The sequence below is a fragment of the Streptomyces sp. NPDC048734 genome, from assembly GCF_043198675.1.
GTDB lineage: Bacteria > Actinomycetota > Actinomycetes > Streptomycetales > Streptomycetaceae > Streptomyces.
Window position 1 is genome coordinate 342,327 of record NZ_JBICUZ010000005.1, and the last position, 13,758, is coordinate 356,084.

The window sequence follows — 13,758 nt, forward strand, 5'->3', positions numbered from 1 at the left end:
CAGGGCGAGGTCGTCTCCGGGCACTCGCACACCCTGTACGTCTCGGCCAGACGGCACATCTCGGCCAGACGGCGACGAGCAAGGAAGGCAAGCCCGAGCACGACGGTGACATGGCGGCACAACTGGCTCTGAGCATCGACAACATCGAGGCGGTGCTCGTCGAGGCGGGCATGTGCCTCTGGAACCTCGTCCGGCTGAACGTCTGCACGACCGACGTCGACCTGCTCTTCCAGCACCACGGTGTGCCGGCGGGCCGTCTGGGCGCCGCGGGCGTCGCGCCGACCACCACCATGCTCGGTGCGGCGCGCCTGGCGATCCCCGGTCAGATGATCGAGCCCGAGGGCACCGCCGTCGCGTGAGGTGACCCCGTCCACCGCAGAGCAAAGAAAGAGGAAAGCAGGGTTCCGGCCATGGCCCGCGAACGGTTCCTCGGAAAAGGAATCAGCCGCCCGGTGGATTTCCGGCCGCCACGTCCCGAACGGGGACGGCCGCGCGTTACAGCCTCGTCCGGTCTGCGCCCGGGAGGACGACCGCCTGGTGGGCTCTCTCCACACTGTCCGGGACGGCGGAGCCCACGTGTTCGCCCGGGACACGGTCTTCGACGGCGATCCCGCCCCGTTCGGCCCACGGCGGTTCGTCTCCCCGGCGGACGGCGAGCGCACGGGGGCCGACCGGCCGGGCCGCGCACTTGGCGGATCTCCCGGAGCTTCTTCCTGTCGGCTGCTTCCGGCACCGGGCTTGTGAGCACGTCTTCGAAGGACACCGGGCCGGGCCGTGGTTCACAGGTCGTCGGCCCATGTGGCCAGGCCGGTCAGGGCGCCCACCGGGTCGATGTCGGGGGTGCCGCGTGGCCACCAGTCGTCCTGGCCGGGCTCCGATTCGTACGGGTACCACAAACCGTCGCGGCCGAGGCGGAGTTGGACGTGGCCGAAGGGGTGGGTGAGGTGGTTGCGCCAGGGGCGGAACGCGGGGAGGTCGGCGGCACGGAGCAGGGGGCGGGCCCGGTCGAAGCGGCCGGCGGGCGGGTCCCAGGGGTCCTCCAGGACGGCGAGTCCGTCCGGGCCGCCCTGTCGCCAGGCGGCGACCGCGCGGGCCAGCTCGCCCGGGGTGCGGCCGGCCGCGGAGGCCAGGGAGGCGTAGAGGGCGCGGCTGGTGGCGGTCAGGCCGGAGCCGGGACGCGCCGCGGCGAGTCGTACGGCGTCCTGCCAGAGGGTCAGTTGACCGATCTCGTCGTGACCGGTGGTCAGCAGCGCGTGGGCGCGGAGGGCGGCGTCGGTGGCGAGCTGGTCGAGGGCGAAGGAGTCGGGGCCGTTCGGCACGGCGGGGTAGGAGGGCGGCTGTTCGGGGTGCGGCGGCGGGGGCAGGGGTGCCGGCAACGGCGGGAGCCGGCGTGCGGCGAGGGCGTCGGTGGCGCGGATGCCCGGCACGGGTTCCGGTTCCTGCTCCTGGGCGGCGCGGGCCGCCCGCGCGGCGTTGCGGCGGGACAGCGTGTCGAGCAGTTCGCGTTCGCCCCGGCCGCGCAGCAGGAGCAGGACGAACGGGTCGGCGTCGAGGAGCCGCGCGGTCTGGTAGCAGAGGGCGGCGACGTGCTTGCAGGGGTGTCCGCGGTCGGGGCAGCTGCACTGGGGGGCGAGGTCGCCCGGGCCGGGGAGCAGCGGCACGCCGCAGTCGGCGAGGGACTCGGGCATCTCCTTGTCGAGCAGCGCGGCGATGAGCCCCGGCCGCTCCACCGCGGCGTCCAGGAACCGCTCCCAGTCCTTCTCCCCGAGGGTGCGCAGACGCACCTGGACGCGGTACGGACGGGCCCGGCTGCCCCGCACGTACGCCAGGACCAGGCCGGGCGTGACGGTGATGGCGTCCACGTGCCCCTGCTCGGCGTATCCCCGCCCGCGCGCCAGCCGCTCGGCGTCGAGAGCGCCCTCCTCGAGCGCGGTGATCCAGGCGTCGCCCCACCAGGTCTCGGCGAATCCGCCGCCCTTCCCGGCCGACCGGGGCGGAAAGGCGGGGAAGGTGCGGCGGTGATCGCCGTCGCGGGCGGGGGCGGCCATGGAAGGGAGGGCGGGGGCGATATCAGGACGGGGGTCGGGATCAGGACGGGGGTCGGCTTCGGAACGGACGGCGGGGGCGTCCAGGGAACGGGCGGCGGGGGCGGTCAGGGAACGCGCGGCGGGGGCGGGTGTCCGGGAGGGCGGAGCGACCTCCCGGGGTGCGGACCCGGCCGGCCCGGGGGCTCCGGCCGCTGCCGCGGGGTCGGTTTCCGACGGCATCCGGAAGGCGTCCGCGGCGAAGGTCCGTACGTCCCGCACGCGGGCCTCGGCGGCAGGGTCACCGGCGCGCACCCCGGCGCTCGCGGACGCGCCGGGGCGGGTGGCCCGGCGCGCACTCGTGCCGTCTCCCGGTTCCCCGGTTTCCGGCGGCGTCCGCCGTGCCTGTGCGCGGGCCGCGCGCAGTGCCTCCCGGGCCACGTCGCCGGGCCGCGCACCGGACCTGTCCCGCGGTGCGCGGGGAGCCCGGGGTACGTCCGCTGCCGGGGGGACGTCGGTCCGCGGGGCTTCCTGGCGGGCCCGGGGCGCGTCGGCCGCGCGCCGCAGAGCCGCGCGGGCGGCGTCCCCCGGGCGGGGCGGGGTGCCTTCGGACCGCCGTGCGCCGGACTCCGCGGGCGCGGTCTCCTGCCGCGGCCGGTCCGGGCGCGCCTCGGAGGGTTCCGTGGGTGCGGGTGCGGGTGCGGGTGCCGGTACCGGTGCCGTGTCGTCCGCGCGCTCCCGTGCCGCCCGCAGGGCCCGGCGGACCGCCTCGGCCGGACCGGTCTCCCCGGCCGGACCGCTTGTGCTCGCCTCCGTCATCACGCCTCCCTCCGCAGCCTGACCAGGTCGGACAGTTCACGGTCCGTCAGCTCGGTGAGGGCGGACTCGCCGGAGCCGAGGATCGCGTCGGCGAGTGCGCGTTTGGCCTGGAGCATCTCCGCGATGCGGTCCTCGACGGTGCCCTCGGTGATGAGGCGGTGCACCTGGACCGGCTGGGTCTGGCCGATGCGGTAGGCACGGTCCGTGGCCTGTTCCTCCACGGCCGGGTTCCACCAGCGGTCGAAGTGGACGACGTGGCCCGCGCGGGTGAGGTTCAGGCCGGTGCCGGCCGCCTTCAGCGACAGGACCAGGACGGGGGTCGCACCGTCCTGGAAACGGTCCACCATGCGCTCGCGCTCGGGCACCGGCGTACCGCCGTGCAGGAGCTCCACCGGGACGGCACGGTCGGCCAGGTGGGCGGTGATCAGCCGGGCCATGCCGACGTACTGGGTGAAGACCAGGGCCGAGCCGTCCTCGGCCAGCAGGGTGTCCAGCAACTCGTCGAGCAGGGCGAGTTTGCCGGAACGGGCGGCGAGGGCGTCGCCGGTGGCGGGGGCCTGCTCCTTGAGGTAGAGCGCCGGGTGGTCGCAGATCTGCTTGAGCGCGCCGAGCAGCTTGAGGACCAGGCCCCGGCGGGCGATGCCGTTCGCCGTCTCGATGACGTGCAGCGACTCGCGCACCACCGCCTCGTACAGCGCGGCCTGTTCGCGGGTGAGCGGGACGGGGTGGTCGGTCTCGGTCTTGGGCGGCAGCTCGGGGACGATGCCGGGGTCGGACTTCTTGCGCCGCAGCAGGAACGGGCGGACCAGGCGGGCGAGCCGCTCGACGGCCTCCTCGTCCTCGCCGTTCTCCACCGCGCGCGCGTGGCGGGCCCGGAAGGCCTTCAGAGGGCCGAGCAGACCCGGTGTCGTCCAGTCCAGGAGGGCCCACAGCTCGGAGAGGTTGTTCTCGACGGGGGTGCCGGTGAGGGCCACGCGGGCGGGGGCGGGGATGGTGCGCAGTGCCTTCGCGGTGGCCGAGAAGGGGTTCTTGACGTGCTGCGCCTCGTCGGCGACGACCAGGCCCCACGGCTGCCGGGCCAGGGTGGCGGCGGCCGAGCGCATGGTGCCGTAGGTGGTGAGGACGAAGCCGCCGGTGAGGTCGTCCAGGGTGCGGTCGGAGCCGTGGAAGCGGCGGACGGGGACGCCGGGGGCGAACCGCGTGATCTCCCGCTGCCAGTTGCCGAGGAGGGAGGCGGGGCAGACCACGAGGGTGGGTTCGGGGCGGGCCCGGCGCAGGTGGAGGGCGATGAGGGTGACCGTCTTGCCGAGGCCCATGTCGTCGGCGAGGCAGCCGCCGAGGCCGAGGGAGGTCATGAGGTCGAGCCAGGCCAGGCCGCGCAGTTGGTAGTCGCGGAGGGTGGCGTCGAGGCCGGGGGGCGGCTCGGCGGGGAGGAGGCCGGCGGTGAGGCGGTCGCGCAGGGTGGCGAGCGCGCCGACGGGGACCGCCTCCACGGTCTCGCCGTCGACCTCGGCGGTGCCGCTGAGGGCGACGGCGAGGGCGTCCACCGGGTCCAGCAGGCCCAGTTCGCGCTTGCGGGCCTTGCGGACCAGGGCGGGGTCGACGAGGACCCACTGGTCGCGCAGCCGGACGACGGGGCGGTGGGCCTCGGCGAGGGTGTCCATCTCGGCCTCGCTGAGGGGGTCGCCGCCGAGGGCCAGCTGCCAGCGGAACTGGAGCAGGTCCTCGCTCTCGAAGAAGCCGGTGCCGTCGGTCGCGGAGCCCGGCGCGGGCCGGACCACCGCGGCCGCGCCGAGGTCCTGGGCGAGGTCGCGCGGCCAGTGCACGGCGACCCCGGCCGCCGCGAGGCGGGTAGCGGCCACGCCGAGGAGGTCGCTCAGCTCGTCCTCGGACAGGGCCAGGACGTCGAGGGTCTGCGCGTCCTGGTCGGCGAGGCGGGCGAGGGGCGCCCAGACCCGGGCGGCGCGCCGCAGGGCCAGGGCGGCGTCCACGCGGGCACGTGGCCCGAAGTCGGCGTCGGCCCGGCCCGACCACAGGGCCGCCGCGTCGGTCACCAGGGTCGGGTCGGCGAGGCTGTGCACCTGGACGACGGCGGCTCCGGCGCGCCGGGCTCCTTCGTTGTCGTCGAACAGGTCGTACGCCGACAGGTCCAGGCGCAGGGAGATCCGCACGCCCGCGTCCATGCCTGCGGCGACCTCGGCCGCCCAGTCCCGGGCGCCGGGCAGCCGCTGCGGCCGGCGGTCGGCGAAGGGCCTCCCGGAGGCGTGGGGCGCGGCGGGGGTGCGGGGCAGGGTGTCGGCGACGGCGTCCAGGAAGGCGCGCATCAGGGCCTCCGGCTGCGGCAGCCGGAGGGGACCGGGACCGGGCAGCGGGACGGCGTGGCCCTCGTACGGCAGGGCGGCGGCGACGGCGCGCAGGTGGGCGACGTCCTCCGGTTCGAGCGGGCCGGCCCGCCAGGCGTCGTGGCCGGCCGGGGTGAGGCCCGGCAGCAGCCGGCCGCGGGCGGTGAGCCGCAGCGCGTGCAGGGCGGCGGCGCCCCAGCAGGCGGTCGCGGGGTGGGCGGCGGGGTCGTGCCGGGCGCGCACCAGGAGCGGGAGGGCCACCTCGACGGGCAGGGAGAGGGCGGGGGCCTGCAGGCGGCGGACCGAGGTCCCGTGCGGGCGGACGACGGTCAGTTCGGTGCGCTCGGCGTGCGCCGGCCCGGGCAGCGGGCCGTCGTCCGGGTCCCAGAAGGCGACCCGGCCCTCGCGCGGGAGGGGGGCGGGCAGGAAGACGGCGGCGAGGCTCGCGCCGACGAGTCGCGCCGGGTGCCCGGCGACCCCGGTCGTGTCGCTCATGCGCAGTGTCCACCTCCCGCCCGCGTGTCGGACCAGTCGTCTCCGACTCTACGGGCGGGGTCTGACAACCGGTCCGAGGGAGGGACCCCGGGCACCCCGGGCACCCCGGGCACCCTAGGGGACGGTGCGCGAGACGACGTACACCATGGGGAATATCGGGTTGCCGGTGTTCACCACCACGTCCTGGGTGGGCTGGGGGTCCTTCTGCCTGCGGACGAAGCCGTAGTAGTCGCCGGGCCGGGAGCCGGGTCCGGAGAACTTCCAGCCGGTGATGCTCCGGTCGCGCTCGCTGATCGTGATGTCGTCCTTCTCCAGGTCGGACCGGCTGTAGCCGAGTTCGGCGAGGAAGGCGTCCAGGCCCGCGTGGGTGGTCTGGAACTGGACGTAGAGACGGCTGGTCCGCCAGTTGTTCGTCTCGTAGTAGGCGACCTTGTTCGACGGGTGCGGGACCGGCACCTGGTAGAGGCGCTGCTGGACCTTGGACGGCCAGGCCTCGGTGAGTCCGGTCGCCGAGTACTTGGCCTCCTTGTCCTTGCCGCTGTCGCGGCTCTGGTTGGCGGAGATCACCAGGTAGCCGGCCGGGACGCCGATGAGCAGCACGATGATGAGCAGGGTGAGCGCGCGGCGGCGGATCACGTGGCCGCGGGTCTCGGGCGGGCGGGACGGTTCGTCCGGGGACGCGGACCGGTGGGACGGGGCGGACGTCACGCCGTGTCCCCGGTGGCGCGGCGGGCGGCCTCCGCGAACCGCTCGAAGCGTTCGTGGCGCTCGACGCGGCGCCGGTTGGCCCGCCGGAAGCGGCGGGCGACGAGGCGGGCCAGGTCGGCGGCGCCGACCATGCCGGCCTCCGGGCCGAGCTGGGCGCGGACGATCCGGGCCTCGGGGCGGTAACCGCGCCCGGTGAGCTGCCGCTTGAACGCGTCGCGCGCGGGGCCGATGAGCAGGTCGTCGGCGGCGGAGACACCGCCGCCGATCACGAAGCAGGACGGGTCGAGGGCGGCGGCCAGGTTGGCGATGCCGACGCCGAGCCACTGGCCGATGTCCTGGAGGAGTTCGACGCACATGGCGTCGCCCTCACGGGCCAGCTCGGTGATCATCGGGCCGGTGATGTCACCGATCTGCCCCTTGACGTGCTCGATGATCCCGTACGCCACCGGGGAGTCGGCGGCGGCCAGCTCCTTGGCTTCTCTGACCAGCGCGTTCCCGGAGCTGTACTGCTCCCAGCAGCCGCGGTTGCCGCACGGGCAGCGATGGCCGCCGGGCACCACCTGCATGTGGCCGAACTCGCCCGCGACGCCGTACTTGCCGCGCTTGACCTGGCCGTCCTCCAGGATGGCGCCGCCGATGCCGGTCCCGAGGGTGATCATGACGAGGTGGTCCTCGCCGCGGCCCGCGCCGAAGCGCCACTCCGCCCAGGCGGCGGTGTTGGCGTCGTTGTCGACGAGGACGGGCACCGCGAGGCGGCCGGCGATGCGGTCGCGCAGCGGCTCGTTGCGCCAGGACAGGTGGGGGGCGAACAGGACGCGGTTGCGGTCGGCGTCGACCCAGCCGGCGGCGCCGATGCCGACCGCGTGCACGTCGTGCCGGTCGGACAGGTCCAGGACCAGCTCCACGATCGTGTCCTCGACGACCTTGGGGCTCTTGGACTTGTCCGGGGTCTCCGTGCGGACCTTCTCCAGGATGTTGCCGTCCGCGTCGACGACGCCCGCCATCACCTTGGTGCCGCCGATGTCGATCCCGACCGTGGGCACCCGGGGTGCGGTCAGGTGGGAGCGGCGCTCGCGGGTGCCGACCGTGCGCAGCGCGGTGGCTCGGCGGGAGCCGATGGGGGCGGTGAGGTCGCGGTAGGTGCTCATCGTGGCCGATTGTGCCGCACGGGTACCCGCGGTGCCGAACGCGGGAGGCGGGGTGTGCGCGCGTTGCCGGCAGCAGGCGCGTCGTGGCCTGTCGCGCCCGCGCGGCGGAGCCGCACACCGGTACGGCCCCGCGCCCCTCAGGGACGCCGCAACTCGTGGCGCAGGTCGTCCAGGTCGCTGCCGCCCGCCATCTGCTCGATCAGCTCCTCCAGGGTGATCCCGTCCCGCGTGTGGCTTCCCACCATGCTCCCCCGCCGCAGCAGCACGAACCGGTCGCCCACCAGGTAGGCGTGGTGGGGGTTGTGGGTGATCAGCACGACGCCCAGGCCCCGGTCGCGGGCGGCGGCCACGTATTTCAGGACCACGCCGGACTGCTTGACGCCCAGGGCGGCCGTCGGCTCGTCGAGGATCAGGACCTTCGCGCCGAAGTACACCGCGCGTGCGATGGCGACGCACTGGCGTTCGCCGCCGGAGAGGGTGCCGATGGGCTGGTCCACGTCGCGCAGGTCGATGCCCATGCGCAGGAGTTCGGCGTGGGTGGTGCGGCGCATGAGGTCGACGTCCATGCGCTTGAAGGGGCCGGTGCCCTTGCGGGGTTCCGAGCCGAGGAAGAAGTTGCGCCAGACCGGCATCAGCGGGACGACGGCCAGGTCCTGGTGGACGGTGGCGATGCCGCGGTCCAGGGCCTCGCGCGGGGAGGACAGCCGGGTCTCCTCGCCGTCGAGGCGCAGGGTGCCGCCGTCGTGCCCGTGCAGACCGGCGATGATCTTGATGAGGGTGGACTTGCCCGCGCCGTTGTCGCCGAGGACGCAGATGATGCGGCCGGCGTGGACCTCCAGGGAGACGCCCTCGAGGGCGCGGACGCTGCCGTGGTGCTTGCTGACGTCGGACAGCTCGACGAGCGGCGTGGGGCTGTCGGTGCGTGCCGGTGCGGTGGCCGGTGCCGGTGTCGTCGTCGGTGTCCGGGTCACTTGGTGGCCTCCGCGCGCTTGCGGACCCAGGCGTTGAGCAGGGTCGCGAGGAGCAGCATCGCTCCGAGGAAGAACTTGAACCAGTCGGGGTTCCATTCGGCGAAGACGATGCCCTTGCTCGTCATGCCGAAGATGAGCGCGCCGACCGCCGATCCGGCCGCGCTGCCGTAGCCGCCGGTGATCAGGCAGCCTCCGATGACGGCGGCGATGATGTAGATCAGCTCGTTGCCGACGCCCTCGCCGGACTGGACGACGTCGTACGAGAACAGCAGGTGCTGACCGGAGATCCAGGCACCGAGGGCGACGCCCATGTACAGGCCGATCTTGGTCTTCCCGACGGGCACGCCGACCGCGCGGGCGGCGTCCTGGTTGCCGCCGACGGCGAGGATCCAGTTGCCGGCGCGGGTGCGCAGCATGATCCAGGTGGCCACCGCGACCAGGGCGAACCACCACAGGATCGTGATCTTGACGTTGACGTCGCCGATGGTCAGGGTGGACGCGAAGACGTCGTGGGCGCTCGGGAAGCCCTCCATGTCGGCGATGGTCTTCGTCGAGACGGTGCCGTCGATCAGCTTGGTGAAGCCGAGGTTCATGCCGGTCAGCATCAGGAAGGTGCCGAGCGTGACGATGAAGCTGGGCAGCCCGGTGCGGGTGAGCATGAAGCCGTTGAAGGCGCCGATGGCCAGGGTGACCAGCAGGGAGACGCCGACGCCGACCCAGACGTTCGCCGTCATCTGGTAGCTGAACATCGACGACACCAGTGCCGAGGACGTGACCATCACGCCGGCCGAGAGGTCGAACTCGCCGCCGATCATCAGCAGCGCGACCGGGACGGCCATGATGCCGATGGTCGAGGACGCGTACAGGACGGTGCTGAGGCTGCCCGCGCGCAGGAAGCTGTCGGCGGCGAGGGCGAAGAAGACGAACACCGCGAGCGCGCCGACGACCGAGCCCAGTTCGGGCCGGCCGAGGAGCCTGCGCAGCGGGGAGACCCGCAGCAGCCGTTCGTCCGGGGTGAGCGCGCTCATCGGGTGCCCCGCTCGGTGTACGCGGCCAGCTCGTCCGCCTGGTCCTTCGTGATGATCTGCGGTCCGGTCAGGACGGGCCCGCCGCCGCCGAGGACGTCGGCGTTGTACTTGTACAGCCACAGCAGGTCGACGGCCTGGTAGCCCTGGAGGTACGGCTGCTGGTCGACGGCGAAGCCGAGGGTGCCGTCCGCCAGGCCCGCGGCCACCTTGGCGTTGAGGTCGAAGGTGTCGATCTCGGCCTTGCTGCCGGCGCCCTGCCGGGCCTTGACGGCGGTGTCGGCGAACGGCGCGCCGAGGGTGACGACGGCGTCGGTCGACGGGTCGGCCTGGAGCCTGGCCTCGATGGCCGACTGCACGTCGGGCATGTTGGTGCCGGTGACGTAGAGGTCGGTCACCGTGCCGGTGAAGGTCTTGGCGACGCCGTCGCAGCGCTGCTCGTGCCCGACGTTGCCCTGCTCGTGCAGGACGCAGATGGCCTTCTTCTTCCCGCGCCGGTTCAGCTCCTCGCCGACGGCCTCGCCGGCGATCGTCTCGTCCTGGCCGATGTGGGTGAGAGCGCCGAACGCCTTCGACTCCGCCGAGCCGGAGTTCACCGTGATCACGGGGATGCCGGCCTCGCGGGCACGGGCGAGGGCGGCCTTCATCGCGTCGGGCTTGGCGAGGGTGACGATGATGCCGTCGACCTTCTTGTCGACCGCCGCGTCGACGAGTTGCGCCTGCTGCTGGGCCTCGTCGTCGTGGGAGTACAGGAAGTTGATGTTGTCCTTGACCGCGGCCTGCTTCGCGCCGCTCTGGACGATGTCCCAGAAGGTGTCGCCGTCGCCCGAGTGGGTGATCATCGCGAAGGTCCAGCGGGGGGTGTCGACCGCCGCCCGGCCCTGCGCGGCCGCGGCCTTGCGGGCGTCCTCGGCACGCTTTCCCCCGGTACTGCTGCACCCCGCGAGGGAGACGCAGAGCACCCCCGCCATCGCGATCCCTGTCCAGGTCCCAAACCGTGCCACGAGGCCGTGCCCTTCTTGCCGTGTGCTGCCGTACGCGCGCCTTCGGCGTTCTCTCACCGGACGCAAACGCCCCAGTATCGAACACGGGGATCACGCGTCGCGCGGCCGGGGAGCGCGCACCGGTCGCATTGTCCGGACATTGCGACGAGGGCGACCCTCGGGAAGGCGCGCGCTACGGGCGAAGGCTCGCGCTACGGGCGCACGAGCAGCTGGAACTCGAAGGAGTAGCGGGCGGGTCGGTAGATGTGGTCGCCGAACTCGACCGCGCGGCCCGTGTCGTCGAAGGTGGTGCGCCGCATGGTGAGCAGCGGGGCGCCCTCCGGCTCGGCGAGGCGCTCGGCCTCGGCGGCGGTGGCGGCGCGGGCGCCGATCGACTGACGGGCGCTGTGCAGGGTGATCCCGGCCGCCCGCATCATCCGGTACAGGCCCGTGGTCTCCAGCTGGGCGGTGTCCAGGTCCAGCAGGCCGGGGGGGATGTGGTTGGACAGGTACGCCATCGGCTCCCCGTGCGCGAGCCGCAGCCGTTCCACGCGGTGCACCTCGCTGCCCTCGACCACCGCGAGCGCGGCGGCGACCTCGGCGGACGCGGGCACGACGGTGTTGACCAGGACCGTCGTCGCGGGGCGCTGGCCGGCCGCCTCCAGGTCGTCGTAGAGGCTGCTCAGTTCCAGGGGCCGCTTGACCTGGCTGTGCACGACCTGGGTGCCGACGCCCCGGCGGCGGACCAGCAGGCCCTTGTCGACGAGGGACTGGATGGCCTGACGGACGGTCGGGCGGGACAGGCCGAGCCGGGCGGCCAGCTCGATCTCGTTGCCCAGCAGGCTGCCCGGGGTGAGCGCCCCGTGCTCGATCGCCGCCTCCAGCTGCTGGGACAGCTGGAAGTACAACGGCACCGGAGAGCTTCGGTCCACACGGAGTTCGAGCTGCACGGTCGGGTCCACCTCTGGTTTCGGCACGGGCTCGAGCGTAGCTCTGCGGCCGGTTGACGGGAAGTCGTGTAGTCAGATTGTCCGGACAAACACATTGACAGGTCCCCGCCTCCGACGTCACCTTGATTCCATGCGCATCGGGGTCATCGGGACGGGCCGCATCGGCACCATTCATGCGAACACACTCAGCCGTCACCGCGAGGTCGGATCCCTCATCCTTACGGACACCGAACCCGCGCGGGCGGCGGAGCTGGCGCTGCGACTGGGCGAGACGGCCGCGCCGGGGGTCGAGGAGATCTTCCGGTGGGGCGTGGACGCGGTGGTGATCACCACGGCGACCTCGGCCCACGCCGAACTGATCGGCCGGGCGGCGCGCTCCGGGCTGCCGGTGTTCTGCGAGAAGCCGATAGCCCTCGACCTGGCCGGCACCCTGGCGGCGATCGCCGAGGTGGAGGCCGCCGGAACGGTCCTCCAGATGGGGTTCCAGCGCCGCTTCGACGCCGGGTACACGGGCGCCCGCGAGGCGGTCCGCTCGGGCCGGCTCGGGCGGCTGCACACCGTGCGCGCGGTGACCTCCGACCGGTCACCGCCCCCCGCCGCGTGGCTACCGGTGTCCGGCGGCCTGTTCCGGGACGCGCTGATCAACGACTTCGACGTCCTGCGCTGGGTGACCGGGCGCGAGGTGAGCGACGTGTACGCCGCCGGATCGGACGCCGGACCCGCGATGTTCCGCGCCGCGGGGGACGTCGACACCGCGGCCGCGGTCCTCACCCTCGACGACGGCACCCTCGCCACGGCCACGGCGACGCGGCTGAACGGCGCGGGGTACGACGTCCGCATGGAGCTGGCCGGGGAACTCGACCAGGTCGTGGTGGGACTCGACGACCGCACGCCGATCGCCTCCACCGAACCGACCGGGCCGCCGGCGGCCGACAAGCCGTGGACCGGCTTCCTGGAGCGCTTCGGTCCCGCGTACGAGGCGGAGCTGATCGCCTTCGTCGACGTCGTACGGGGCGGGCGGGCCAACCCCTGCGACGGCCGCGAGGCCCTCCAGGCCCTGCGGATCGCCGAGGCCTGCGAGGTGTCCCGACGCGAGCGGCGGGCCGTGTCGCTGACGGAGATCCCGGACTCGTCGGCGGCGGCGACGGGGGCGTAGCGGGGGCGCGCGGTGTGCGCGGTGCGCGTGTGCGCGGTGCGTGCGCGGCGCCGCGAAGCAGTACGCCGCCCTGCGACCCGGCGCGGGGAGCACGCGGTACGGGCGACCACGCGGTGCCGGCGGAGCACGCGCGGTGCGGGCGACATCAGCGGCGGGCCGCGCCACACCTCACCGCACCGCCGGTACGGTCTCCTGCTCCCCCGGCACCGCCGGTACGGCCCCCTGCGCCACCGCGCACCGCCGTGCCGACGGGTCAGCGTCAGTCGCCGTCCTCCAGCAGTCCCGCGTCGTACGCCAGCAGGGCGATCTGCACCCGGTTGTTGAGGTCGAGCTTGGCCAGGACGCGGGAGACGTGCGTCTTGACGGTGGCGACGCTCATGAACAGCGCGGCGGCGACCTCGGCGTTGGACAGGCCGCGCCCGACGGCGACCGCGACCTCGCGCTCCCGTTCGCCCAGGGCGGCGACGCGCTCACGCGCGCGTGCCCGCCGGGTGTCGGCGGCGGTGCCGACCGCGTGGGCCATGAGCCGACGGGTGACGGTGGGCGACAGGACGGGGTCACCGGCCGCGACCCGGCGTACGGCGTCGACGATCTGGGCGGGCGGGGTGTCCTTGAGGACGAACCCGGCGGCGCCCGCGCGCAGGGCGCGCAGCACGTGCTCGTCGGCGTGGAAGGTGGTGAGGACGACGACCTGCGGGGCGTCCTCACGGGCGCGCAGCCGCTGGGTGGCGGTGAGGCCGTCCACCGTCGGCATCCGGATGTCCATCAGGACGACGTCGGGGCGGGTGCGGTCGACGAGCGCCTCGACCTCGCCGCCGTCGGCGGCCTCACCGACGATCTCGATGTCCTCGGCGCCGCCCATCATGAGGGACAGACCGGCCCGTACCAGGGGGTCGTCGTCGACGAGGAGGAGTCTGATCGCAGTCATGAGCCCTACGTAATCACGTCCGGGGCCGGTGAGTTGGGCCCTGGCGGCAGTCCTGCGACGAAGGCGGCGGCGCGGCGGTGACCGGCCTTCCGGGGATCGGCGCCGCGACCACTGGAGCCGCCGGCGACCGGAGCCGCCGGCGACCGGAGCCGCCGGCGACCGTCCTTTCGGCGGTCGGACTTCCGGTGCCGGCCCGCGTGCCCGGCCCC

Annotated in this window: 10 protein-coding genes and 1 pseudogene; 2 read left to right on the plus strand and 9 right to left on the minus strand. The window is 74.0% G+C overall.

The features are described 5' to 3' along the window. The first annotated feature begins 33 nt into the window (after nt 1-33). Nucleotides 34-359, plus strand: a pseudogene (locus ACGFQC_RS16440) (RidA family protein). A gap of 420 nt (nt 360-779) precedes the next feature. Here the strand turns inward: ACGFQC_RS16440 and ACGFQC_RS16445 are convergent. The 8 genes from ACGFQC_RS16445 to ACGFQC_RS16480 all read right to left on the minus strand — a co-directional run bounded on the left by ACGFQC_RS16445 (nt 780) and on the right by ACGFQC_RS16480 (nt 11,465). Continuing rightward, the gene (locus tag ACGFQC_RS16445) at nt 780-2,843 is read right to left on the minus strand and encodes an SWIM zinc finger family protein (RefSeq protein WP_363088666.1); all 2,064 of its coding nucleotides are present in this window, start codon (nt 2,841-2,843) and stop codon (nt 780-782) included. After that, nucleotides 2,843-5,680 (minus strand): DEAD/DEAH box helicase, encoded by a 2,838-nt coding sequence (locus tag ACGFQC_RS16450; protein ID WP_363088665.1) that lies wholly within the window; start codon nt 5,678-5,680, stop codon nt 2,843-2,845. The genes ACGFQC_RS16445 and ACGFQC_RS16450 overlap by 1 nt, the downstream gene beginning before the upstream one ends. A gap of 114 nt (nt 5,681-5,794) precedes the next feature. Beyond that, nucleotides 5,795-6,388: a sugar kinase gene (locus ACGFQC_RS16455; RefSeq protein ID WP_363088664.1), complete on the minus strand. Its 594-nt coding sequence runs from the start codon at nt 6,386-6,388 to the stop codon at nt 5,795-5,797. Next, a complete protein-coding gene (locus tag ACGFQC_RS16460) occupies nt 6,385-7,536 on the minus strand; it encodes an ROK family glucokinase (RefSeq protein ID WP_363088663.1) in 1,152 nt (383 codons plus the stop codon). The genes ACGFQC_RS16455 and ACGFQC_RS16460 overlap by 4 nt, the downstream gene beginning before the upstream one ends. A gap of 137 nt (nt 7,537-7,673) precedes the next feature. After that, a complete protein-coding gene (locus tag ACGFQC_RS16465; RefSeq protein ID WP_393288282.1) occupies nt 7,674-8,507 on the minus strand; it encodes an ATP-binding cassette domain-containing protein in 834 nt (277 codons plus the stop codon). Beyond that, nucleotides 8,504-9,535 carry an ABC transporter permease gene (locus ACGFQC_RS16470; RefSeq protein ID WP_363088662.1) on the minus strand — a complete coding sequence of 344 codons (1,032 nt, stop codon included), beginning with the start codon at nt 9,533-9,535 and terminating at the stop codon, nt 8,504-8,506. Before ACGFQC_RS16470 ends, ACGFQC_RS16465 begins: the two co-directional genes overlap by 4 nt. After that, nucleotides 9,532-10,536: a sugar ABC transporter substrate-binding protein gene (locus ACGFQC_RS16475; protein ID WP_363088661.1), complete on the minus strand. Its 1,005-nt coding sequence runs from the start codon at nt 10,534-10,536 to the stop codon at nt 9,532-9,534. The genes ACGFQC_RS16470 and ACGFQC_RS16475 overlap by 4 nt, the downstream gene beginning before the upstream one ends. Before the next feature lie 191 nt (nt 10,537-10,727). After that, nucleotides 10,728-11,465 carry a GntR family transcriptional regulator gene (locus tag ACGFQC_RS16480; protein ID WP_363088855.1) on the minus strand — a complete coding sequence of 246 codons (738 nt, stop codon included), beginning with the start codon at nt 11,463-11,465 and terminating at the stop codon, nt 10,728-10,730. Between the two features lie 130 nt (nt 11,466-11,595). Here ACGFQC_RS16480 and ACGFQC_RS16485 point away from each other — a divergent pair, with 130 nt between their 5' ends. Further along, nucleotides 11,596-12,621, plus strand: a complete 1,026-nt coding sequence (locus ACGFQC_RS16485; RefSeq protein ID WP_363088660.1) for a Gfo/Idh/MocA family oxidoreductase — start codon at nt 11,596-11,598, stop codon at nt 12,619-12,621. A gap of 259 nt (nt 12,622-12,880) precedes the next feature. Here ACGFQC_RS16485 and ACGFQC_RS16490 read toward each other — a convergent pair whose 3' ends face one another. Beyond that, complete coding sequence (locus tag ACGFQC_RS16490) at nt 12,881-13,549, minus strand: response regulator transcription factor (protein ID WP_363088659.1); 669 nt, start codon at nt 13,547-13,549, stop codon at nt 12,881-12,883. Between the last annotated feature and the right edge of the window lie 209 nt (nt 13,550-13,758).